Below are 22,709 nucleotides of genomic sequence, written 5' to 3'. Positions count from 1 at the left end.
CCCCCTCAACCGGTTGCTGATCTGTATGGTGACTGGACATCAGGTGACGCGCCCTCAAGGACGGGGCCGGGGCGAAGCGGCTGACGGGGTCAGACGGCCATCCCGTACACGATGGTGAACAGCGTTCCCAGCGATCCGATGATGAAGACCCCGGTCAGGCCGGCCACGATCAGCCCCTTGCCCTGCTCGGCGCTGAACGTGTCCCGGAGGGCGGTCGCGCCGATGCGCTGCTTGGCCGCTCCCCAGATCGCGATGCCGAGGCACAGCAGGATGGCCACGGCCATCACCACCTCGATCATCACGCGGGCCTCGTTCCCCAGGCTCCCGAAGGGCCCCCAGTTGGGGGCGATTCCGCCAATGATGGTGGTGATGTCGCCTTTTTCGGCCGCCAGGTACATGTAACTCACCGCCCCTGTTGGGTAGTTCGACGCCCCTGCCCCATGGCACGGGTCACCGCACTATCTTCGCTGATGAAACCGCCCATGTGCGCAGACTTGGCGGGTCTCTTTACCCGATCACCGCAGCTTTGACCGGTCCGGGCGCCCTGACCTGCGAAGGCGGCGGATCGGATGTATGCGGGTACGCGTATCGTCACTCTGTGTATCACGGGGGGTGACTTCGGGCAATGACTGTCGTTTGTGCACTCTTGGGGCGGTTGAGCTACGGCTCAGCGGTACGTGGCCACCAGGCGCGCGAGCTGCCGGCCGGCCTGGAGCAGGGGCTCCTCGCTGCGGGTGACCTGGGCCGTCACCTCGGCGCCCTCCAGGGTGCTGATGACGGTGCCGGCCAGTTCGCGGGCGGCCGTCCGGTCGAGGCCGGAGCGGAGCAGCTTGTCGGCGACGAGGTCCTGCCAGCCGCGCAGCGCGTCGGCGCACGCCCGCTGGATCTCCGAGTCGGTGCCGAGCGTCTCGAGGGCGGTGGCGGTGACCGGGCAGCCGTCGAGCCAGTCCGAGGCGCGCAGGGCGGTGGCGAGGAGGCGGGCGCAGGCGTCGACCGCCGCGGCGGGGTCGTCCTCGCCGTCCAGCGCCTGGCGCAGGATCGCCGCGAACTCCTCGCCGCTGTGCCGGAGGGCGGCGACGGCCACGGCTTCCTTGCCGCCGGGGAAGAAGTGGTAGACGGAGCCGAGGGTGGCGTCGGCCTCCTTGGCGATCTGCTTGATGCCCGTGCCGACGTATCCCTGCCGCTGTACGAGGCGGGCGGCGGCGACGACGATGCGGTCGCGGGTGCTGGTCTGCATGACGGGATCCTACCGATCCGCTGAGTAGAGCGTTCGTTCTAGAGCTGTGCTACGGTCGGCCGTGCTCTGGATAGAGCGTTCGTTCTAGACAGCGGGGAGACTTCCATGAACGGCACCACCGGCATGACCACCGGCACCACCGGGACGATCAGCACCACCACCGCACCCGTCACCGTCATCGGCCTCGGCCCCATGGGCCACGCCATGGCGAGCACCTACCTCGACCGCGGCCACCGGGTCACCGTGTACAACCGCACCGCCTCCCGCGCCGACGACCTCGTCGCACGCGGCGCGCACCTCGCCGCCGGCGTGGAGGAGGCCCTCGCCGCCGCCGAGCTGGTGGTGCTGAGCCTGACCGGCTACGAGGCGATGCACGCCCTCCTGGACGGGGCCGACCCCGCCGCGTTCACCGGACGGGTCCTGGTGAACCTGAGCTCCGCCACCCCCGACGAGGCGCGCACCGCGGCGGCGTGGGCCGCCGAACGGGGCGCCACCCACCTCACCGGCGGCGTGCTCACCCCGCCCTCCGGCATCGGCGACCCGGCCTCGGCCACCTTCTACAGCGGCCCCCGCGCCGCCTTCGACGCCCACCGGGCCACCCTGGAGGTCCTCACCGCCGCCGACCACCGGGGCGAGGACCCGGGCCTCGCCGCGCTGCTCTACCAGCTCAACATGACCATGTTCTGGACCGCCCTGACGGGCTATTGGCAAACCCTCGCCATGGCCGGCGCCCACGGCCTGAAGGCCGCCGACGTCCTGCCCTTCGCCGTCGACGCCCTGGACCTCACGCGGTTCCTGGAGTTCTACACGCCCCGCGTCGACGCCGGCGACCACACCGGCGACGTCGACCGCCTGGCCATGGGCACGGCCAGCGCCGAGCACGTCCTGCACACCGCCCGGGACGCGGGCGTCGACACCTCCCTCCCGGCCGCCGTCCTCGGCGTCTTCCGACGCGGGATGGCCGCCGGCCACGCCGCCGACAGCGCGTCCAGCCTCGTGGAGATCCTCAAGCGGCCCGCCGCGTAGGCGCTTTGGTCCTACGTTGGTGCCGTGACCGACATCGAATCGAGGATCGACACCAGCCGCCCCCACACCGCCCGCATCTGGAACTACTGGACCGGCGGCAAGGACAACTACCCCGTCGACCGGGAAGCCGGCGACCGGATCCGCGAGCTCCACCCCGGGATCGGCGCCTACGCACGCGCCGACCGCCTCTTCCTGGGACGGGCCGTGCGGCACCTGGCCCGGGACGCCGGCATCCGCCAGTTCCTGGACATCGGCACCGGCCTGCCGAGCGCCGACAACACCCACGAGGTCGCCCAGCGCGTCAGCCCCGACGCCCGTGTCGTCTACGTCGACAACGACCCGCTCGTCCTCGCCCACGCGCGCGCCCTCCTCGTCGGCACCCCCGAGGGCCGCACCGACTACCTGGACGCCGACCTCCGGGACGCCGACGGCATCCTGGAGGCGGCCGCCAGGACCCTGGACCTGGACCGGCCGGTCGCCCTCATGCTGCTGGGCGTCGTCATCTTCATCGAGGACGACGCCGAGTCGTACGACGTCGTCCGCCGCCTCATGGACGCCCTGGCGCCGGGCAGCCACCTCGTCCTGTCCCACACGGTCGTCCACCCGTCGATGCCCGACGTCGACGCGGCGGTCGCCTTCTGGAACGAGCACGGCACCCCCCGGCTCACCCAGCGCTCCCCGGAGGCCGTCACCCGCTACTTCGACGGCCTGGAACTGCTGGATCCGGGCGTCGTCCCCTGCTCCCGCTGGCGCCCCGACACCCCGGCGGACGACGTCGCCATGTACGGCGGTGTCGGGCGCAAGCCGTAGCGGCCCGGATCACCCCCTGAAAGGGGGACCCGCCACCTACACTGTCGCTCGGTGGACTGCCACACGGCGAGGGGTGGTTGACGGTGCGTAAGGCGTGGCTGATCGCCGGGGTGTCCGTCGGGGCGTGCCTGAGCTTCGTCGCGCTGCTGGTCGTCGGGACGTACTCCGCCGCCGCGGGGCTCCTCGGCGGGGCCGGAGGCGCCCTCAACGGGGCCGTCGGGCTGGCCAAGGGCGCCGTGCCCGCCGCGTACCAGCCGCTGGTGCAGAAGTGGGGCAACCTGTGCCCCGCCATCAACCCCGCGCTGCTCGCCGCGCAGCTCTACCAGGAGAGCGGGTGGAACCCCCGGGCGGTCAGCCCCGCCGACGCCCGGGGCATCGCCCAGTTCATCCCCGGCACCTGGGCCGGGCACGGCATCGACGGCGACAAGGACGGCGACCGGGACGTGTGGGACCCGGCGGACGCCATCCCGTCCGCCGCCTCCTACGACTGCGAGTTGGCCGGGTACGTGAAGGACGTGCCCGGCGACCGCACCAACAACATGCTCGCCGCCTACAACGCCGGCGCCTACCGGGTGATAAAGGCCGGCGGGGTGCCCGGCATCAGCGAGACGCGGAACTACGTCCGGATCATCCGCTCCCTGGAGACCAGCTTCGCGCGGCCCGTCGGCCGGGTGGAACCCTCGCGCCAGGCGGCCGGGGCGATCCACTTCGCCCAGCAGAAGCTCGGCACGCCCTACCTCTGGGGCGGCAACGGAACGCCCGAGCAGCAGGGGCGGTTCGACTGTTCGGGGCTGACGCAGGCCGCGTTCCGTACGGTGGGCATCGACCTGCCGCGCGTCGCCAACGACCAGTACAACGCCGGTCCGCACCCCTCGCGGGAGGAGCTGCTGCCGGGCGATCTGGTTTTCTTCTCGGATGACTTGAACGATTCGCGCGCCATCCGCCACGTCGGGCTCTACGTCGGGGGCGGGTACATGATCAACGCCCCGTACACCGGGGCCGTCATCCGGTTCGACAAGATCGACACACCCGACTACTTCGGGGCCACCCGGGTGACCGAGGATGGCGCGAAAGCGCTCCCCACGGCACGGCCCTGAGCTGCGCCGTCGCATCACTCTTCGATAACGTCATGGTGATCGTTCCGTGGAGAGTGGAACGTACCCCTCCCGCGGGTCGTTCCCTGGACTGACCATGACGACACTGACCAGGTGACACAAGGCAAGGGGCCGCGGCAGATGGCTGGACTCGCATCGGACGGTTCGAACCCCGATGTCGGCCTGCTCTACGACATCAACGGCCTGGCGAAGGACGCCCCTTCCTGGTTCGACCGCGTCATGGAGTTCACCGGCGAGTACGGGATCATGCTGGCGATGGTGCTGGTCGTGCTCTGGTGCTGGTGGAGCGTGCGCCGCCGGGGGACGGCGGAGGACTCCGTCGCCGCCGTCGCGGGTCTCGTCTGGGCGCCTCTCGCCGCCGGTCTCGCCCTGCTCGTCAACATCCCGATCCGCGGGTTCGTGGAGCGTCCGCGGCCGTTCAAGGACCACCAGGGACTGGAAGTGCTGGTGGCCGGGAAGACCGACTTCTCGTTCGTGAGCGACCACGCCACCATGGCGATGGCCATCGGTGTCGGGGTGTTCGTCGCCGACCGCCGCTTCGGCTTCGCCGCGATCGGCCTCGCCCTCCTCGAGGGCTTCTGCCGCGTCTACATGGGCGTGCACTACCCGACGGACGTCGTCGGGGGCTTCGCCCTCGGTACGGCGGTGGCGCTGCTGCTGGCGCCCGTCTCCCTCGCGCTGCTGACGCCGCTGGTGTCGGCCGTCGCCCGCTCCGGGCGGGCCGCCCGGCTCGTACGGTCGCGGAAGGCGCCCGTGCGGGAGCGGCACGAGACGCTGGACATCGCCGAGCCGCGGATCGGCTCCGGCTCCGCCTCGGCCACCGGCGAGAACGACCTGGCGGCCTAGGGGGTTCTCGCCTGGCCCGCGGCGCCCTGTACGCGCGCTGACGCGGCCCCCACCCGGGCCCCCGGCGCACAGCCACGGGCCCGCTCGGTCCCGGCCCGCCCCGGGCCCCCGGTCCGGTCGCCTCGCCCGCCCCGCGGCGCGGACGCGCCGGTGCTCAGCCGGACGGGGGCGGGGGCGTCGCCGCGTGCGTGGCCGCGTCCAGCCGGGCCCGGTCCCTCGACCGCCTCGCCGGCCCGCTCCAGCCGCAGGTGCAGCGGGCGACGGCGAACGAACCGCGTTCCGTGGTCGTGGTGTTGTGGACGTCCTGGACGGCGGGCGTCTGGTCATGCGCGTGCACGGCTCCACGGTACCGGCGTGACGGGGCGCCCGTGCGGTCGTTAACCGGGTGCGGTATCCCCGACCCTCGGGGCGTGGGGAGGGGCGGGGGTCCCGGGCAGCCGGCGGCACGTGTTGGGGGTTGGCAGGCGATGGTGGTGCAGCAGGGGCGCAGGAGCGGCGCGATCGCCGTCGCTGCCGCCGTGATGGGCGCGATGGTCACCGGGTGTTCGGCCGCGGCCGACGCCTCGCCGGGTGCGGACCCGGGCGACGCGGTGCGCGAGGCCCCCGGGGCGCTGACGCGGGCGGGCACGTCCCAGGCGCGTACGTCCATGGAGATGGCGACCGGCGGGACGCGGGTCACCATCCGGGGCGAGGGCGCCTACGACTTCGTCCGGCGGTACGGGCAGCTCAAGGTCGTGCTGCCCGAGGACCCCTCCGGGGCGGACGGGCACCGTCCGATCACCGAGCTCCTCGTCCCCGGCGCGCTCTACATGAAGAACCGGGGTGCCGGCGTCCCCGCCGACAAGTGGGTCCGTGTCGACACCACCGCCCTGGCGGACGGCAACCTCGTCACCGGCGGGGCGACCGACCCGGCGGCCGCCGCCGAGCTGCTGCTCGGCGCGCGCGAGGTGACGTACGTCGGCGAGGAGGAGCTCGCGGGGGTGCCGGTCACGCACTACCGGGGCGTGAGCGACCTGGGCCGGGCCGCGCGGGCCGCCTCCCCGCAGGTGCGCGGGGCGCTGGCGGCGGCGGCGAAAGGGTTCGCCAGGGACACGGTGCCGTTCGACGCGTACCTGGACGCCGAGGGGCGGCTGCGCAAGGTGCGCCACCAGTTCAGTTTCACCAACCAGGGGCGGACGGTCGCGGTCGCCTCGACGACGCTTCTGTACGGGTTCGGCGCCCCCGTCACCGTACGGCTGCCGCCCCGCGAGGACATCTACGCGGGCCGGATCAAGGCCTGAGCGTCAGGGCCTGACCATCGGAAGAATGGTCCGGACGTGCCATGCGCGGTCCGTGTCGCGCTCCCTACGCTGGGAAGCCGACACCCGGCAGGAAGAGGTGATGCGCGTGGCCCCGCCCACTCCGACGACAGTCCAGGACCACGTGGCCCTCGCCGAGATCGAGCTGTGCGGTGAGCTGATGATCGCGGCCTCCGCCACGGACGGGGAGCGGCTCAGCGCGGACCTCATCGACGAGGTGCTCAAGGTGATACCCGAGGGGCGCGGCGGGTCCGCCGCGCCCCGGTGACGTCCGGCCCGCCCGCCCGGCTTCAGGTGCGCAGCATCCTCGCGATCGCCTTCGTGGCCTCCTCGACCTTGGCGTCGATCTCGTCCCCGCCCTTGACGGCGGCGTCGGCGACGCAGTGCCGGAGGTGCTCCTCCAGGAGCTGGAGCGCGAAGGACTGGAGGGCCTTGGTGGACGCGGAGACCTGGGTGAGTATGTCGATGCAGTAGACGTCCTCGTCGACCATGCGCTGGAGGCCCCGGATCTGGCCCTCGATGCGGCGCAGGCGCTTGAGGTGCTCGCCCTTCTGCTCGTGATAGCCGTGCACGCCGTGGTCGTGCTCCGTCCCGGCGGCGCCGGGCTCCGTGACCGGAAGGCCGGCCGCCTCGGTGGTCGTCATCGCGTCCTCCCGTTGTACGTAAGGGTTTGTATACCCCTCATGGGTATATGGTACCGATCCTTTGCCGAAGGTGGCGGGGGCCGGTTCTGTTCACTGTGCCTGATGGGCGACACTGAAGAACGCCGGTTAGCCGTGGCCGGATGATGCGCCTAGCATCAGCCTGACCGAAACCCATGCACCTAGAGGACCCCACGTGCGCTTTCGTCTGACCCCCAGGGAGACGAGCTTCTACGACATGTTCTCCGCGTCCGCGGACAACATCGTCACGGGCTCCAAGCTCCTGATGGAACTGCTCGGAGCGGAACATTCCGCCCGGGCCGAGATCGCGGAGCGGATGCGGGCAGCGGAGCACGCGGGCGACGACGCGACCCACGCGATCTTCCACCAGCTCAATTCCTCCTTCATCACGCCGTTCGACCGCGAGGACATCTACTCCCTCGCCTCGTCGCTCGACGACATCATGGACTTCATGGAGGAGGCCGTCGACCTGGTCGTCCTCTACAACGTCGAGGAACTGCCCAAGGGCGTCGAGCAGCAGATCGAGGTCCTGGCGCGGGCGGCCGAGCTGACCGCCGAGGCCATGCCGCACCTGCGGACGATGACCAACCTCACCGAGTACTGGATCGAGGTCAACCGGCTGGAGAACCAGGCGGACCAGATCCACCGCAAGCTGCTCGCCCACCTCTTCAACGGCAAGTACGACGCCATCGAGGTGCTCAAGCTGAAGCAGATCGTGGACGTGCTGGAAGAGGCCGCCGACGCGTTCGAGCACGTGGCCAACACGGTGGAGACCATCGCGGTCAAGGAGTCCTGAGCTTCGTGGACACCTTCGCACTGGTCGTGACCATCGGTGTCGCGCTCGGCTTCACATATACGAACGGCTTCCACGACTCGGCGAACGCCATCGCCACGTCGGTCTCCACCCGGGCCCTCACCCCCCGCGCGGCGCTCGCCATGGCCGCGGTGATGAACCTCGCCGGTGCCTTCCTGGGCAGCGGCGTCGCCAAGACCGTGAGCGAGGGCCTGATCGCGACGCCCGAGGGCTCGCGGGGCATGGGCATCCTCTTCGCGGCGCTGGTCGGCGCGATCGTCTGGAACCTGGTCACCTGGTACTTCGGCCTGCCCTCGTCGTCCTCCCACGCCCTGTTCGGCGGCATGGTGGGCGCGGCGCTGGCCGGCGGTACGGAAGTGATCTGGTCGGGCGTCGTCGACAAGGTCGTCATCCCGATGTTCGTGTCGCCGGTGGTCGGCCTGGTGGTCGGCTACCTGGTGATGTGCGTGATCCTGTGGTGCTTCCGCAAGTCCAACCCGCACAAGGCCAAGCGCGGCTTCCGTATCGCGCAGACGGTCTCGGCGGCCGGCATGGCCCTGGGCCACGGCCTCCAGGACGCCCAGAAGACGATGGGCATCGTCGTCATGGCGCTCGTCATCGCCGATGTGCAGGACGCGGGCGACGCGATCCCGATCTGGGTCAAGATCGCCTGCGCGGTGATGCTGTCGCTGGGTACGTACGCGGGTGGCTGGCGCATCATGCGCACCCTGGGCCGCAAGATCATCGAGCTGGACCCGCCGCAGGGGTTCGCCGCGGAGACCACGGGCGCGTCGATCATGTTCGGCTCGGCGTTCCTCTTCCACGCGCCGATCTCGACGACGCACGTCATCACGTCCGCGATCATGGGCGTGGGGGCGACGAAGCGGGTCAACGCGGTGCGCTGGGGCGTCGCCAAGAACATCATCCTCGGCTGGTTCATCACCATGCCGGCGGCCGCCCTGGTCGCGGCGGCGAGCTACTTCGTGGTGCAGCTGGTCTTCGGCTGACGTTCCCGCGAGCGTGACGTCAATGGGCCCGCCCCCGGGACAGGGGGCGGGCCCTGCGCCGTGCGGTGGCACCGCCATGCAGCACCGCAGGACGTGTGGGGGCCTTCGGGCGGGTGGGGCGGACGCACCCGCGCGCACCCCCCGCCCGCCACGGCCCGGGACGCCCCCGGCCCGCAACGCCCGGTCCGGGACGACCCCGGGGGCGGCGCCTACCCGAAGCGGCCCGAGATGTAGTCCTCCGTGGCCTGGACCGACGGGTTGGAGAAGATGCGCTCCGTCTCGTCGATCTCGACCAGCTTGCCCGGCTGGCCCACCGCCGCCAGGTTGAAGAAGGCGGTACGGTCCGACACGCGGGCCGCCTGCTGCATGTTGTGGGTCACGATGACGATCGTGAACCGCTCCTTCAGCTCGCTGATCAGGTCCTCGATGGCGAGCGTGGAGATCGGGTCCAGCGCCGAGCACGGCTCGTCCATCAGCAGGACGTCCGGCTCCACCGCGATCGCCCGGGCGATGCACAGGCGCTGCTGCTGGCCGCCGGAGAGGCCGGAGCCGGGCTTGTTGAGGCGGTCCTTGACCTCGTTCCACAGGTTCGCCCCCTTGAGGGACCGCTCGACGACCTCCGCGAGCTGGTTCTTGCGGTACGAGCCGTTGAGCCGCAGCCCCGCCGCCACGTTGTCGAAGATCGACATGGTGGGGAAGGGGTTGGGGCGCTGGAACACCATGCCGACCGTACGGCGCACGGCCACCGGGTCGACGTCCCTGCCGTACAGGTTCTCGTCGTCCAGCATCACCTTGCCCTCGACGCGGCCGCCGGGGGTGACCTCGTGCATCCGGTTCAGGGTGCGCAGGAAGGTGGACTTGCCGCAGCCCGAGGGGCCGATGAAGGCCGTCACGGAGCGGGGCTCGACGGTCATGGAGATGTCGTCGATCGCCTTGTGGGAGCCGTAATAGGCGGTGAGGCCGCTGACGTCGATTCGCTTGGCCATTTCACTCACTTCCGGGTGGCCTCAGCGGCCGGTCTTCGGGGCCTTCCAGCGGGCGATGCCGCGGGCGACCAGGTTGAGGATCATGACGAAGGCGATCAGGACGAGCGCGGCGGCCCAGGCGCGGTCGTACGACGCCTCACTGCCGACCCTGTACTGCTCCCAGATGTAGAAGGGGAGCGAGGACTGAGCGCCTTCGAAGGGGTTGGTGTTGATCAACTGGCTGCCGAAGACCAGGAGCATGATCGGGGCGGTCTCACCGGCGATACGGGCGATCGCGAGCATCACACCGGTGGTGATGCCGCCGATCGCGGTGGGGATGACCACCTTCAGGATGACGCGCCACTTCGGTACGCCGAGCGCCAGCGCCGCCTCCCGCAGCTCGTTCGGGACGAGCTTGAGCATCTCCTCCGTGGAGCGGACCACGACCGGGATCATCAGGATCGCCAGCGCCAGCGCGCCCATCAGGCCGGACGGCGCCAGCCCTGCGATCAGCATGATCGAGAGGATGAACAGGCCGGCGACGATCGACGGGATGCCCGTCATGACGTCGACGAAGAACGTCACGGCCTTGGCGAGCGTGCCCCTGCCGTACTCGACCAGGTAGACGGCCGTCAGCAGGCCGATCGGCGCCGAGACGAGGGTGGCGAGGCCGACCTGCTCCAGGGTGCCGATCAGGGCGTGGTACACACCGCCGCCGGCCTCGAAGCCGGGGACGCCGGCCATGGAGTGGCTGAGGAAGTACCCGTCGAGGACCTTCAGGCCCCGGCTGACCGTCGTCCAGATCAGCGACAGCAGCGGGACGACCGCGAGCAGGAAGCACACCCAGACGACGCTGGTGGCGAGCCGGTCCTTGGCCTGGCGCCGGTTCTCGACGGCCGAGGTCACGGTGTATGAGACGACGACGAACAGCGCGGCGGCGATCAGGCCCCACTGGATACGGCTGTGCAGCCCGGCGCCCGCGCCGATGCCGATGCCGAGGGCGACCGCCACGGCGGCGAAGCCGGCCGGCGCCCAGCGCGGCAGGTGGCGCTGGCTGAGGGTGCCCTTGCGCGGGGCCGTGGCGGCCTGGGCGGGTACCGCGTCCTGGATCACGTCGCTCATCAGGCGTTCGCCCCCGAGTACTCCTTGCGGCGCGCGATGATCAGGCGGGCCGCGCCGTTGACCAGCAGGGTGAGGACGAAGAGCACCAGGCCGGAGGCGATCAGGGCGTCCCGCCCCAGCTCGTTGGCCTCGTCGAACTTCGCGGCGATGTTCTGGGCGAACGTACCGCCGCCCGGGTTGAGCAGGTGGAGCGAGATCACGAAGCTCGGGGAGAGCACCGTCGCGACGGCCATCGTCTCGCCCAGCGCGCGGCCGAGGCCCAGCATCGAGGCGGAGATGACGCCGGAGCGGCCGAACGGCAGCACGGACAGGCGGATGACCTCCCAGCGGGTGGCGCCGAGGGCCAGCGCGGCCTCCTCGTTCATGCGCGGCACCTGGAGGAAGACCTCACGGCTGACACTGGTCACGATCGGCAGGATCATGATGGCCAGCAGGATCCCGACGGTGAACAGCGACCGGGCGACGCCGACCTCGGTCTTCTCGAAGAGGTACGTCCAGCCCAGGAAGTCGTCCAGCCAGAGGTTCAGGCCCTCCAGGTACGGGACGAGGAAGAGGGCGCCCCAGATGCCGTAGATGATCGACGGCACGGCGGCCAGCAGGTCGACCACGTACGCGAGGGGCGCGGCGAGCTTGCGGGGCGCGTAGTGCGAGATGAACAGCGCGATGCCGACGGCGATCGGGACCGCGATCACCATCGCGACGACCGAGCTCACGATCGTGCCGAAGAGCAGCACCGCGATGCCGAAGACGGGGGGCTGCCCGGCCGGGTTCCAGTCGAAGGTGGTGAGGAAGTTGCCGTCGTTCTCGGCGAGGGCCAGCGAGGCGCGGTAGGTGAGGAACACGGCGATCGACGCCATGATCACCAGGAGGAGGATGCCCGAGCCCCGGGAGAGGCCCACGAAGACCTTGTCGCCCGCGCGGCCGGTGGAGGTGGGGCCCGGCTTCCCGGCGACCGGTGGGGCCGGTGCGTTGTCAGTCGTTATAGCCATGGTCTTTCCGGTCTGTGTGGGGGAAGTCCGCCGTGGCGGCTCCCCTGGCGGCGGTGCACCGGATGGGGTGGGGGCCGGCCCGGCGAGCGGCCGGGCCGGCCCGTGCGGACGGTTACTTCAGGCCGTTGACCGTCTCGCGGACCTTGGAGTTGATCTCGGCGGGGATCGGGGCGTAGCCGGCCTCGGAGAGGACCTTCTGGCCCTCCTCGGAGGCGGTGTACGTCAGGAAGGACTTGACCGTGGAGAGGGTCTCGGCCTTGTTGCCGGTGTCGCAGACGACCTCGTAGGTGACCAGGACGATCGGGTACGCGCCCTCGGCCTTGGTCGTGTAGTCCAGGTCGAGCGCCAGGTCCTTGCCGGTGCCCTTTACCTTGGCGGCGGCGATGGCCTTGGAGGCGTTCTCCGAGGTGGCCGCGACGGGGGCGGAGGCGCCGGTGGCGATCTGGACGGTCGGGATGTTCTGCGAGGCGGCGTAGCTCAGCTCGAAGTAGCCGATGGCGCCCTCGGCCTGCTTCACCTGGGCGGCGACGCCGGAGGAGCCGGACGCGGCCTGGCCGCCGGGGGCGGGCCACTTCTTCTCGGCCTCGTAGGCCCAGTCGGCCTTGGCGGCCTTGCCGAGGTACTTGCCGAGGTTCTGGGTGGTGCCGGAGTCCTCGGAGCGGTGGAAGGCCTGGATCGGGGTGCTGGGCAGCTTGGCGTCCGGGTTGAGCTTGGCGATCGCCTCGTCGTCCCACTTCTTGATCTTGTCGTTGAAGATCTTGGCGATGGTGGGGGCGTCCAGGACGAGGTCCTTCACGCCGGGCAGGTTGTAGCCGATCGCGATCGGGCCGCCGACCATCGGCAGGTTGATGCCCTGCCCGCCCTTGCAGACCTTCTTCGACTCGGCGACCTCCTCCGGCTTGAGCGCGGAGTCGGAACCGGCGAAGCCGACGGTGCCCTGGTTGAACGCGACGATGCCCTCACCGGAGGAGGAGGACTTGTAGTTGATCTCCACACCGGTGCAGGCGGCCATGTAGTTCTTGACCCACAGGTCCATGGCGTTCTTCTGCGCGGAGGAACCGGAGGCCAGGAGCTGGCCCTTGGCGCCCTCGCACGCGATGTTCGACGCGGCCCCGGTCTTCTTGCCGCCGTCGGCGGTGCCGGTGTTGTCGTCCGAACCACACGCCGTGAGGACCAGGGCGCCGGAGACGGCGAGGGCGCCGAGCGCGGTGGCGCGAAGCCCGGTCTTGCGCTGAAGCTTCACTTTCGGGTGTTCCTTCCAGGAGCCGCCGGTCCGGTCTGGCGTCGCGGGGCGGCGTGTGTCGGGGAGTGGGTGGTGGGTGGCGCCCTGAGCGGAGCGGCGTCATTCACCGTGCACGGCTGAAATTAGGCAGAACAGGTGAAGCGGCCGACGGAGGAGAGTGAACGGCAGGTGAACCGTGCCGGAAGCCGTGGTGAGGGGGTGCGCGGCTCATTGTCCGGCGGCGCCGGGCCGCCCGGCGGTGCCCCTTGTGCGGGGCGGGGCCGTGTGCTGCGGGCCGCGCGGGGCGTCGCGGGACGGCCGCGACGGGGGCGTGCGCCCCGCGCGTGCGGTGCGCGGTTCGGTACCCGCGCCACCCGGGCGGGGGTCGGGCCCGTGGACGGGGCGTAACCCGCGGGTGTGACCCGGGCGCGTGGCCCCGGCGGGCGGGGGCGTGGCGTGGCCGGTGGGGCGTGTGGCCTTACGGCGGGTTGGGTTGCGCTGGGTGGGCCACACCCCCCCACCCACCGGCAGGCACCGCGCACGGGCCCCGGGCACGGGTGGGGTGCCGGGGCGCCGCGCACCGGGCACGGTGGGGCCGGACCGGGGCGGTCGTCCGGGTTATCGGGTCAGGAGGGCGGCGACCAGGGCCTTGTCCTTGGCGTAGGTGAGGCGGGCCCGGGCGGCGTCGGGGGCGAGCCAGAGAAGCTCGTCCACCTCGCGGTTGGGGCGGAACGTCCCGCCCGTCGCCTCGGCGGCCCAGTAGCGGACCTCCTTGGGGCGGCCGTTCACCTCGTACCGGGCGGTGGGCAGTTCCGCCCCCGGGGCGCACGTCATGCCGGTCTCCTCCAGCACCTCGCGGATCGCGGCCTGCCGGGATTCCTCGCCGGGCTCCAGTTTGCCCTTGGGCAGCGACCAGTCCTTGTGCTTCCGGCGGTGGATGACCGCCAGTTCGATGCCGTCGCCGGACGGGGCGTGGCGCCACAGTACGCAGCCCGCCGCCCGGATCACGTCGTCACCGCCGTGCGCTGCCAGGCGCGCTGGAAGGCGTACCGCGCCGCCTCCACGTCGTGCCGCTGGTCCGCGTGGAGCACGCCGAGCGCGTACGCGGTCGCGGGGGCGATGCGCGGCGTGCGCGCGGCGGTCGCGGCGGCGGCGGCCGCCTCGGCGGCGTCCCGGTGGCGGTCCAGCGCCCGCCCCGCCTCGTACAGCCGGGGCTCGGCGCCCCGCACCTCGCCCGCGTACCGGTGCAGTCGCAGCAGGAGGCGGGTGTGGTGCCAGGGCCCGTCGAGTTGTTCGCCGCCCACGGCGGGGGCCATGGGCAGGGCGGCCACCGCGTCCAGCAGGCGCCGCTCGACGGCCTCGGCGGGCGGGCCGAGCACCTCGGTGGCGGGCGCGGCAGCGGCGGGGCCGAGCGGCACGTCGGAGGCGAGCAGTGCCACGGCGTCGGCGACCGCGTGGAACCGGGACGAGCCCAGCGCCTGGAGCGCGGCGGAGTGGGCACGGGTCCGGGCGAGGGTGAGCTGCCGTTCCAGCAGCGCCCCGGCCCGCGCGGCGCCCACGGACAGGGCCTCGGCGCCGGATCCGTCGCCGCGGGGCGTCCGGGGCGTCCGGGGCGACGGGACCGTCGCCGTACCGCCGGAGAGCCGGGCGAGCGCGTCGACGAGCCGGACCAGCCGTGACGTGCAGGCGTGCTCGGCGGCGAGGGTGCCGGAGAGCCAGGCGAGTTCGGTGCGGAGCTGGTCCGCCCAGGCGGCGTCCAGCAGGGGCCGGAAGGTGTGCAGCGTCCCGCTGATGCGCCGGGCGGCGGCGCGCAGCCCCCGGGCGGCCTCCTCCGCGCCGGCGGTGTCGGCGCCGCACTCGGTGTGGTGGCGCAGGCTGCGGAGGAAGTCGGCCGCCCGGGCGTGGAGGTAGGGCGAGAGGACCTCGGCGGCGGAGCCGGCGGGGATGCGGTCAGGGTTGAGCACGTCGGCGCCTCCGCGCGTCGATCAGCATCTCCTGGACGTGCCGCAGGGGCTGGCCGTCGTGGTCGGTCGCGTGCCGCGTCCAGTCCCCGTCCGGTCCGAGGTGCCAGGACGAGGTGGTGTCGGACATGCCGGTGTCCAGCAGGTGGTTGAGGGCGGCCCGGTGGGCCGGGTCGGACACCCGCACCAGGGCCTCTATGCGGCGGTCGAGGTTGCGGTGCATCATGTCGGCGCTGCCGAACCAGACTTCGGGCTCGCCGCCGTTGCCGAAGGCGAAGATGCGGGAGTGTTCCAGGAAGCGTCCGAGGACCGATCGGACGCGGATGTTCTCCGACAGGCCGGCCACCCCGGGCCGTACGGCGCAGATGCCGCGTACCCAGATGTCCACCGGTACGCCGGCCTGCGAGGCGCGGTAGCAGGCGTCGATGACGGCCTCGTCGACCATCGAGTTGACCTTGATGCGGACGTGGGCGGGCCGTCCGGCCCGGTGGTGGACGATCTCCTTGTTGATGCGGGAGACCAGGCCGTCGCGCAGCGACTTGGGGGCGACGAGGAGGCGGCGGTAGGTCTCGCGGCGCGAGTAGCCGGAGAGCCGGTTGAACAGGTCGGACAGGTCGGCGCCGACCTGGGGGTCGGCGGTCAGCAGGCCGAGGTCCTCGTACAGCCGGGCGGTCTTGGGGTGGTAGTTGCCGGTGCCGACGTGGCTGTAGCGGCGGAGCGTCTCGCCCTCCTGGCGGACGACCAGCGACAGCTTGCAGTGGGTCTTGAGGCCGACGAGTCCGTAGACGACGTGGCAGCCCGCCTCCTCCAGCTTGCGGGCCCACTTGATGTTGGCCTGTTCGTCGAAGCGGGCCTTGATCTCCACGAGGACGAGGACCTGCTTGCCGGACTCGGCGGCGTCGATGAGGGCGTCGACTATCGGGGAGTCGCCGGAGGTGCGGTAGAGCGTCTGCTTGATGGCGAGGACGTCGGGGTCGCCCGCGGCCTGTTCCAGGAAGGCCTGGACGGAGGTGGAGAAGGAGTCGTACGGGTGGTGGAGCAGGACGTCCCGTTCGCGCAGGGCGGCGAAGATGTCGGGGGCGGACGCCGATTCGACCTCCGCCAGGTCGCGGTGGGTGCCGGCGACGAACTTGGGGTACTTCAGCTCCGGCCGGTCCAGGGCGGAGATCCCGAACAGGCCGGTGAGGTCCAGCGGGCCGGGCAGCGGGTAGACCTCGGCGTCGGAGACCTTCAGCTCGCGGACGAGGAGGTCGAGGACGTACGGGTCTATCGACTCCTCGACCTCCAGGCGCACCGGGGGCCCGAAGCGGCGCCGCATGAGCTCCTTCTCCAGGGCCTGGAGGAGGTTCTCGGCGTCGTCCTCCTCGACCTCCAGGTCCTCGTTGCGGGTCACCCGGAACATGTGGTGCGCGAGCACCTCCATGCCGGGGAACAGCTCTTCCAGGTGCGCCGCGATGACGTCCTCCAGGGGGACGTACCGGTGCGGGGAGGCCTCCAGGAAGCGGGAGAGCAGCGGCGGGACCTTGACGCGGGCGAAGTGGCGGTGGCCGCTGACGGGGTTGCGGACGACGACGGCCAGGTTGAGGGAGAGGCCGGAGATGTACGGGAAGGGGTGGGCGGGGTCGACGGCGAGCGGGGTGAGGACCGGGAAGATCTGCTGGCGGAACAGGGTGAAGAGGCGGGCCTGCTCCTTCTCGGTCAGCTCGGGCCAGCGGATGAGGTGGATGCCCTCGTCGGCCAGGGCGGGGGCGATGTCCTGCTGGAAGCAGGCGGCGTGCCGGGCCATGAGCTCGCGGGAGCGGGTCCAGATCAGGTCCAGGACCTCGCGGGGCTGGAGCCCGGACGCGGAGCGGGTGGCGACGCCGGTGGCGATGCGGCGCTTGAGGCCGGCCACGCGGACCATGAAGAACTCGTCGAGGTTCGAGGCGAAGATCGCGAGGAAGTTCGCCCGTTCGAGGAGGGGGGTCGCCGGGTCCTCGGCGAGCTCCAGCACCCGTTCGTTGAACGCCAGCCAGCTCCGCTCGCGGTCGAGGAACCGGCCGGAGGGGAGTTCGGCCCCGGCGCCGTCCTCCTCGTACGGGTCGAGATCGGCGTCGAGGTCCCGGGCCAGGTCGGACACGGGCGCGTGGGCGACGGTGTGCGGCCGGTGCGCGGCGATGGAACCGACGGACGGCTGGGAGTGCGGGACCTGGACCTCGGCGGGCTGCTGGCTCATGGCACCATTCTTCCGCGCGATGGGCTGGTCAAGCGCGTCGGAGGGGGCCGCGGACACGGCGGGCTTCATTGAGCGAGCTTCGCAAGCGTGTCTGAATGGTCGGTAACGGTGACGTGACGTGCTGGGGGCGGCCGCCCGGACCCGGGCCCTGGCCGTCCGCCCCCGCCGGCGAGGTCACGCGTGGTGACGGCGCAGCGCGCGGAAGGCGATCAGGGTGGCCAGGGCCGCGAGGGCGAGGACGATGCCGGTCTCGACGAGCTGGAGGGGCCAGAAGTGCGAGCCCGGGTGGTACAGCTCGTACCACTGGCGGGCGGAGCGGGCCTCGTAGCACCACGCCTGCCCCGGGGTGCCGGCCTCGAGGCACTCCGGGATACGCCGGCCGGTCGGCGTGACCAGCCCGTGTTCGAGCCCCCAGGATCCCCCTCCGACCTCCCCCCGCGAGTTCTTCCACACGACCTCGGCGGGCGGCCACAGCCGGTCACGCCACCGTTCGCCGAGCACCATGACGAGTCCGGTGACGGCGAGGGCGATGCCCCCGGCGGGCAGCACCCGCCGCGTCAGCAGGGCTCCGAGCGCTCCGAGGGCGAGGGCGAGCAGCGCGTACGCCGGGAGCGCGGGGCCCAGTGCCACGAAGACGTCCGGGTAGTACCACCGGTCGCCCAGCGCGGCGGCGTCGGTGCCCCGGGCGCGGCGGTAGAGCAGGGAGAGCGCGGTCAGCCCGGCGGCGATGCCCACGGCGGGCACCAGGAGTTCGGTGGCGAGCCAGCGGCGCGGGGTGACGGACTGCGTCCAGACCAGGCCGGCGGTACCGCGCCGGAGTTCCCCGCAGATCAGCGCCGCGCCCGCGAAGCCGGCCAGCAAGGGCGGGGCCCAGGCGAGGAGGGTCGCCGCCCGGCTCATGTTTCCGGAGAAGTCGTCCAACAGCCCGGGAGGGAAGGGGGAGCAGGACGGCAGGCCCGTCGAGCCGCATGGGGTGTCGGTCCGCGCGGCCTCCTGGCCGGCCCCGTACAGCCACACCAGTGCGGCGGCGGACAGGGCGAAGAGGGCCGTGCCGGCGAGCAGGCCGGCGCGGTGCACCCGCAGCACGGTCCAGGTCAGCCCCCGCGGGGCGAGCGCGCTCATGCCGCCACCGCCCCGTCCGCGACCGGGGTCGCGTCGGGGGTGAGGAGCGGCGGGGCCTCGGGTGCGCGGAGGTGGGCGAGCAACAGGTCCTCCAGGGACGGTGCGGTGGTGTGCCAGGACGTGCGGTCGACCGGGCCGTCGTGGCGGACGAGCGCGGTGAGCTGGCGGCCGGTGACGCGGCACTCCACGACCGTGTGCGGGGCGAGGTCGGCGACCGGGCCGGTGAGCAGGGTGTGGGCGGCGAGGATGTCGTCGATGCCGCCGCCGAGGCGGACCCGGCCGCCGTCGACGAGGAGCAGGTGGTCGCAGACGTCCTCGAGTTCGCCGAGGATGTGCGAGGACATCACCACGGTCGTGCCGCGCTCGGCCGCGTCCGCCATGAGCAGGCCCATGAGCTGATGACGGGCGAGCGGGTCGAGGTCGGCCATCGGCTCGTCGAGCAGGAGCAGTTCGGGTCGCTTGCCAAGGGCGAGGGCGAGCGCCAGGCGGGTGCGCCGGCCGCCGGAGAGGGTGCGGACGCGGGCGTCGCGGTCGAGCGGGCCGGCGACGCGGTCCGCCGCCTCGGCGTCCCAGCGGCCGGGGTTGAGCCCGGCGCCCATGCGGAGCGTCTCGGCGACCGTGAGGTGCGGGTACAGCGGCTTGTCCTGGGCGACGTACGCCAGGCGGTGGCGGGCGGAGCCGGGGTCGGTGCCGAGGACCCGGACGGTGCCGGTGGTGGGCCGGGTGAGGCCGGCGGCCAGGGCGAGGAGCGTGGACTTGCCCGCGCCGTTGGGCCCGACGAGCGCGCAGATCCGGCCCGCGGGGAGCCGGAAGGCGCAGTCGCGCAGGGCGGGGTCGCGCCGCCGGCCGAAGCGTTTGGTGAGGCCGTGGGCCTCCAGGGCGCTGGTCATGTGTCGTCCCCCTCGTAGAGCTGTTCCAGTACGGAGGCGAGGAGCGCCGTCAGGTCGTCCCGCTCCAGTCCGGCCGCGCGGGCGCGGGCGGCCCAGTCGGCGAGTTCGCCGCGCAGCGGGGAGTCGGCGGGGGCGCTGCCCAGGGTCTTCCGTACGAAGGTGCCGAGGCCCCGGCGGGCTTCGACGAAGCCCTCCCGTTCCAGTTCGCGGTAGGCCTTGAGCACCGTGTTCGGGTTGATGGCGGTGGCTTCGACGACCTCGCGGGCTGTGGGCAGCTTGTCGCCGGGTTCCAACAGGCCCAGGCGCAGCGCCTGTTTGGTCTGCTGGACGATCTGGAGGTAGGTGGCGACGCCACTGCGCCGGTCGATGCGGTACTCGACCATGTCGTGCACCACCCTTTCACTAATCAAGTAGTGAAAGGGTGGTGCAAGAGAGGGCGAGGTGTCAACACCCCGCCCCGCTCAGGCCGCCCGCGTCACGTCTCCGAGCGGTACATCAGGTCCACCTCGTGCGTCGTGAAGCCCATGCCCTCGTAGACGCGGACCGCTGCCGTGTTGTCGGCGTCGACGTAAAGCATCGCCGTGGGGACGCCCTCCGCGGCCAGGTGGCGGAGGCCGGTGGCGGTCAGGGCCTTGCCGAGGCCGCCGCCCTGGGCCTCGGGGCTGACGCCGACGACGTAGACCTCGCCGAGCTGCTCCTCGGCGTGCACCTTCGTCCAGTGGAAGCCCATGAGGGCGCCGTCGTCCTCGCGTACGGCGAGGAAAAAGCCCTTCGGGTCGAACCACGGCTCGGCCTTGCGGTCGTCGAGGTCCCGCTGGGTGAGTGAGCCCTGCTCGGGGTGGTGGGCGAAGGCGGCCGCGTTGACGGCGAGCCAGGCGGCGTCGTCCTGGCCGGGGACGAAGGTGCGGACGGTGATGCCCGGGGGGTACAGCGGCTCGGGGACGTCCGACAGGTCGGTGAGCGGCCGGCGCATCTGCCGCAGTTCGCGGAACAGGGTCAGCCCGAGCACCTGGGAGAGGTGGCGGGCGGCCGACTTGCCGCCGTGCGCCCAGACCCGCAGCCGCTTGCCCGAGGCGGCCAGCAGCGCGGAGCCCAGCGCCCGGCCGTGGCCGCGGCCGCGGTGGGAGGGGTGGACGACCAGCTCGGCGGCCGGGGCCTCGACCGGGTCGGTGTCCTCGAGCTGGGCGTAGCCGACGAGGTCGCCGCGGACGCTGAGCAGCAGATGGGACACCCCTTCGCGCCGCCCGCCGCGGAGCTGGAGCCGCCCTTGTTCGGAGACGGCCTGCATGCCGTCGGTGCGGGCGGCTTCGGCGAGGAGGGCGAGGACGTCCTGGGCCTGCTCATGGGTGAGCTCGTCGAAGGTGTCGATGCGGCGGCCGGGTTCGAGCGCCGGTACGGGGGCGTCAGTCGTCATGCGTACGAGCCTACGACCGGGTGACGCCACCGAGGAGCAACGACCTTGTGACCCGCCACCCCTGTTGCGCTACGCGCGTTGACCCTAGGCTGCGCTGGGCCACCCACAACTTGTTGACCACGAGGGGACAGATGTCAGCGACACCCAAGAAGAATCGTGCGGCACGGCGGATACTCGCCGGCGCCGCCGGACTGGCCACCGTCGGCGCCCTGGTCGCCGCCCTGCCGGCCGGCGCCGACGACCGGGGGCGCACCACCGCGCACCACCCGGGCCGCACCGTCGACGTGCAGCTGCTCTCCTTCAACGACCTGCACGGCAACCTGGAGCCGCCGGCCGGTTCGTCCGGGCAGGTCACCCGCACGAACCCGGACGGCACGACCACGAAGACGGACGCGGGCGGCGTGGAGTACCTCGCCACCCACCTGCGTACCGCGCGCTCGGGCAACCCGTACTCCATCACCGCCGCCGCCGGCGACATGATCGGCGCCTCGCCGCTGATGTCGGGCCTCTTCCACGACGAGCCGACCGTCGAGGCGCTCAACAAGCTGAAGCTCGACGTGACCTCCGTGGGCAACCACGAGTTCGACGAGGGGGCCAAGGAACTGGCCCGGATGCAGAACGGCGGCTGCCACCCGACCGGCGGCTGCTACGAGGAGGGCAAGACCTTCCCCGGCGCGAACTTCCCGTACCTCGCGGCGAACGTGACCAGCGAGAAGACGGGCCGGCCGATCCTGGACCCGTACTTCATCTGGGAGCGCAAGGGCGTCAAGATCGGTTTCATCGGGGTGACCCTGGAGGGCACGCCGAACATCGTCACCGCCGAGGGCGTCAAGGGCCTGAAGTTCGGTGACGAGGTCGAGACGATCAACAAGTACACCAAGGTCCTGGAGCGCAAGGGCGTCAAGTCGATCGTCGCCCTGATCCACGAGGGCGGCGCCCCGGCCTCGGGCTCGTACAACTACGACTGCGACAGCCCGGGCGCCGGCGACGGCATCTCCGGCCCGGTCGTCGACATCGCCAAGAAGCTCAGCCCGCAGGTCGACGCGCTGGTCACCGGCCACACGCACCAGGCGTACGTGTGCACCATCCCGGACCCGTCCGGCAAGCCGCGCATGGTCACCTCGGCGGCCTCGTACGGCAAGCTCTACACGGACACGACCCTGACGTACGACCGCCGCACCAAGGACATCGTGCGCACGTCGGTGAAGTCCGCGAACCGCGTGGTCTCGCGTGACGTGCCGAAGGCCGCCGACATGACCTCGCTGATCCAGCGGTGGAACACGCTGGCCGCGCCGATCGCCAACAAGCCGCAGGGCTACATCTCGGCCGACATCAACGGCCGTGGCTCCACGGACTACGAGAAGCCGCTCGGCGACCTGATCACCGACGCGCAGCTCGCCGGGCTCGCCCCCGCCGACAAGGGCGGGGCGCAGATCGCCCTGATGAACCCGGGCGGCATCCGCTCGGACCTGGTGTACAAGGCGTCCGGCGCCGAGGGCGACGGGGTGGTGACGTACGGGGAGGCGTTCACCGTGCAGCCGTTCACCAACATGATGAACGTGGTCGACCTCACCGGCGCCCAGCTCGTCGCCGCCCTCCAGCAGCAGGTCAGCGGCGCGAACGAGGCCTCGCCGAAGATCCTCCAGGTCTCGAAGGGGTTCACGTACACCCTGGACATGACCAAGACGGGCGCGGCCCGGGTCGTGGACGGCTCGGTGAAGCTGAACGGTGAGGCGCTCGACCCGGCGAAGACCTACCGCGTCGCGATGAACGAGTTCCTCGCGGGCGGCGGCGACGGCTTCCCGGCCCTGGCGCAGGGCAAGAACAAGCTGGTCGGCGCGTCCGACCTGGACGTCTTCAACGCCTACCTGGCGGCCAACTCGTCGGCGGGCGCGCCGATCGCGCCGCCGAAGGCCGACCGGATCACGGTCGTCAAGTAGCGGGTGTCCGGGGGCGGGGCGGCGGGCCGGTGAGCGGTCCCGTCGCCCCGTTTCCGTTCTCCCGCTTCCCTGGCT

General features: G+C 71.9%; 24 protein-coding genes. 9 read left to right on the top strand and 15 right to left on the bottom strand.

Features of this window, described 5'->3' with window-relative positions; genetic code table 11:
• Positions 1-89: 89 nt before the first annotated feature.
• The gene (locus ACZ7LK_RS22240) at positions 90-398 is read right to left on the bottom strand and encodes a hypothetical protein (RefSeq protein ID WP_017945892.1); all 309 of its coding nucleotides are present in this window, start codon (positions 396-398) and stop codon (positions 90-92) included.
• 269 nt (positions 399-667) lie between these two features.
• Positions 668-1,237: a TetR/AcrR family transcriptional regulator gene (locus tag ACZ7LK_RS22235; RefSeq protein WP_392274892.1), complete on the bottom strand. Its 570-nt coding sequence runs from the start codon at positions 1,235-1,237 to the stop codon at positions 668-670.
• Between the two features lie 105 nt (positions 1,238-1,342).
• On the opposite strand from ACZ7LK_RS22235, the gene ACZ7LK_RS22230 reads away from it, so the two are divergent.
• The 4 genes from ACZ7LK_RS22230 to ACZ7LK_RS22215 all read left to right on the top strand — a co-directional run bounded on the left by ACZ7LK_RS22230 (position 1,343) and on the right by ACZ7LK_RS22215 (position 5,034).
• A complete protein-coding gene (locus ACZ7LK_RS22230; protein ID WP_471142819.1) occupies positions 1,343-2,263 on the top strand; it encodes an NAD(P)-dependent oxidoreductase in 921 nt (306 codons plus the stop codon).
• Between the two features lie 24 nt (positions 2,264-2,287).
• A complete protein-coding gene (locus tag ACZ7LK_RS22225; protein WP_471142816.1) occupies positions 2,288-3,073 on the top strand; it encodes an SAM-dependent methyltransferase in 786 nt (261 codons plus the stop codon).
• Positions 3,074-3,156: 83 nt separating this feature from the next.
• Positions 3,157-4,170, top strand: a complete 1,014-nt coding sequence (locus tag ACZ7LK_RS22220; protein WP_392275297.1) for a C40 family peptidase — start codon at positions 3,157-3,159, stop codon at positions 4,168-4,170.
• A 138-nt stretch (positions 4,171-4,308) separates the two neighbouring features.
• On the top strand, positions 4,309-5,034 hold the full coding sequence (locus ACZ7LK_RS22215; RefSeq protein ID WP_471142814.1) for a phosphatase PAP2 family protein: 726 nt from the start codon (positions 4,309-4,311) through the stop codon (positions 5,032-5,034).
• A 154-nt stretch (positions 5,035-5,188) separates the two neighbouring features.
• Here the strand turns inward: ACZ7LK_RS22215 and ACZ7LK_RS22210 are convergent, their stop codons facing one another.
• The gene (locus tag ACZ7LK_RS22210; protein WP_392274896.1) at positions 5,189-5,371 is read right to left on the bottom strand and encodes a hypothetical protein; all 183 of its coding nucleotides are present in this window, start codon (positions 5,369-5,371) and stop codon (positions 5,189-5,191) included.
• Positions 5,372-5,501: 130 nt separating this feature from the next.
• Here ACZ7LK_RS22210 and ACZ7LK_RS22205 point away from each other — a divergent pair, with 130 nt between their 5' ends.
• Both ACZ7LK_RS22205 and ACZ7LK_RS22200 read left to right on the top strand, forming a co-directional pair.
• Positions 5,502-6,314, top strand: a complete 813-nt coding sequence (locus tag ACZ7LK_RS22205; protein WP_392274897.1) for an SCO4651 family lipoprotein — start codon at positions 5,502-5,504, stop codon at positions 6,312-6,314.
• Positions 6,315-6,414: 100 nt separating this feature from the next.
• Positions 6,415-6,600 (top strand): hypothetical protein, encoded by a 186-nt coding sequence (locus ACZ7LK_RS22200; protein WP_392274898.1) that lies wholly within the window; start codon positions 6,415-6,417, stop codon positions 6,598-6,600.
• Between the two features lie 22 nt (positions 6,601-6,622).
• Here ACZ7LK_RS22200 and ACZ7LK_RS22195 read toward each other — a convergent pair whose 3' ends face one another.
• Positions 6,623-6,976, bottom strand: a complete 354-nt coding sequence (locus ACZ7LK_RS22195; protein WP_392274899.1) for a metal-sensitive transcriptional regulator — start codon at positions 6,974-6,976, stop codon at positions 6,623-6,625.
• Between the two features lie 193 nt (positions 6,977-7,169).
• On the opposite strand from ACZ7LK_RS22195, the gene ACZ7LK_RS22190 reads away from it, so the two are divergent.
• Positions 7,170-7,790 (top strand): DUF47 domain-containing protein, encoded by a 621-nt coding sequence (locus tag ACZ7LK_RS22190; RefSeq protein ID WP_064067618.1) that lies wholly within the window; start codon positions 7,170-7,172, stop codon positions 7,788-7,790.
• Positions 7,791-7,795: 5 nt separating this feature from the next.
• Positions 7,796-8,794, top strand: coding sequence for an inorganic phosphate transporter (locus ACZ7LK_RS22185; RefSeq protein ID WP_392274900.1), 999 nt, complete (start codon positions 7,796-7,798; stop codon positions 8,792-8,794).
• Between the two features lie 209 nt (positions 8,795-9,003).
• Here the strand turns inward: ACZ7LK_RS22185 and pstB are convergent, their stop codons facing one another.
• The 11 genes from pstB to mshD form a co-directional block, all read right to left on the bottom strand.
• The gene (pstB, locus tag ACZ7LK_RS22180) at positions 9,004-9,780 is read right to left on the bottom strand and encodes a phosphate ABC transporter ATP-binding protein PstB (RefSeq protein ID WP_392274901.1); all 777 of its coding nucleotides are present in this window, start codon (positions 9,778-9,780) and stop codon (positions 9,004-9,006) included.
• Between the two features lie 21 nt (positions 9,781-9,801).
• Entirely contained in the window at positions 9,802-10,881 is a 1,080-nt protein-coding gene (gene pstA, locus ACZ7LK_RS22175) for a phosphate ABC transporter permease PstA (RefSeq protein WP_471142808.1), read from the bottom strand.
• Positions 10,881-11,870, bottom strand: coding sequence for a phosphate ABC transporter permease subunit PstC (gene pstC, locus ACZ7LK_RS22170; RefSeq protein ID WP_392274903.1), 990 nt, complete (start codon positions 11,868-11,870; stop codon positions 10,881-10,883). The genes pstA and pstC overlap by 1 nt, the downstream gene beginning before the upstream one ends.
• 112 nt (positions 11,871-11,982) lie before the next feature.
• Positions 11,983-13,113 (bottom strand): phosphate ABC transporter substrate-binding protein PstS, encoded by a 1,131-nt coding sequence (gene pstS / locus ACZ7LK_RS22165; RefSeq protein ID WP_392274904.1) that lies wholly within the window; start codon positions 13,111-13,113, stop codon positions 11,983-11,985.
• Between the two features lie 597 nt (positions 13,114-13,710).
• Positions 13,711-14,100 (bottom strand): NUDIX hydrolase, encoded by a 390-nt coding sequence (locus ACZ7LK_RS22160; protein ID WP_392274905.1) that lies wholly within the window; start codon positions 14,098-14,100, stop codon positions 13,711-13,713.
• Positions 14,097-15,056 carry a CHAD domain-containing protein gene (locus ACZ7LK_RS22155; protein ID WP_469461008.1) on the bottom strand — a complete coding sequence of 320 codons (960 nt, stop codon included), beginning with the start codon at positions 15,054-15,056 and terminating at the stop codon, positions 14,097-14,099. Before ACZ7LK_RS22155 ends, ACZ7LK_RS22160 begins: the two co-directional genes overlap by 4 nt.
• Positions 15,043-17,268, bottom strand: coding sequence for an RNA degradosome polyphosphate kinase (locus ACZ7LK_RS22150; protein ID WP_469461009.1), 2,226 nt, complete (start codon positions 17,266-17,268; stop codon positions 15,043-15,045). Before ACZ7LK_RS22150 ends, ACZ7LK_RS22155 begins: the two co-directional genes overlap by 14 nt.
• A 174-nt stretch (positions 17,269-17,442) precedes the next feature.
• Positions 17,443-18,390, bottom strand: coding sequence for a hypothetical protein (locus ACZ7LK_RS22145; RefSeq protein WP_469461011.1), 948 nt, complete (start codon positions 18,388-18,390; stop codon positions 17,443-17,445).
• Positions 18,387-19,280, bottom strand: coding sequence for an ABC transporter ATP-binding protein (locus tag ACZ7LK_RS22140; RefSeq protein ID WP_471142802.1), 894 nt, complete (start codon positions 19,278-19,280; stop codon positions 18,387-18,389). The genes ACZ7LK_RS22145 and ACZ7LK_RS22140 overlap by 4 nt, the downstream gene beginning before the upstream one ends.
• The gene (locus ACZ7LK_RS22135) at positions 19,277-19,663 is read right to left on the bottom strand and encodes a GntR family transcriptional regulator (RefSeq protein WP_392275298.1); all 387 of its coding nucleotides are present in this window, start codon (positions 19,661-19,663) and stop codon (positions 19,277-19,279) included. The genes ACZ7LK_RS22140 and ACZ7LK_RS22135 overlap by 4 nt, the downstream gene beginning before the upstream one ends.
• A 92-nt stretch (positions 19,664-19,755) precedes the next feature.
• Positions 19,756-20,694: a mycothiol synthase gene (gene mshD / locus ACZ7LK_RS22130; protein WP_392274910.1), complete on the bottom strand. Its 939-nt coding sequence runs from the start codon at positions 20,692-20,694 to the stop codon at positions 19,756-19,758.
• A gap of 131 nt (positions 20,695-20,825) precedes the next feature.
• Between mshD and ACZ7LK_RS22125 the strand changes: the two genes are divergently transcribed.
• On the top strand, positions 20,826-22,634 hold the full coding sequence (locus tag ACZ7LK_RS22125; RefSeq protein WP_471142799.1) for a bifunctional metallophosphatase/5'-nucleotidase: 1,809 nt from the start codon (positions 20,826-20,828) through the stop codon (positions 22,632-22,634).
• Positions 22,635-22,709: the final 75 nt, after the last annotated feature.

It is taken from the genome of Streptomyces sp. NPDC039423, assembly GCF_055598725.1.
The sequence above is the reverse complement of the archived record's forward strand: the minus strand, read 5'-3'. Positions and strand labels throughout refer to the sequence as shown.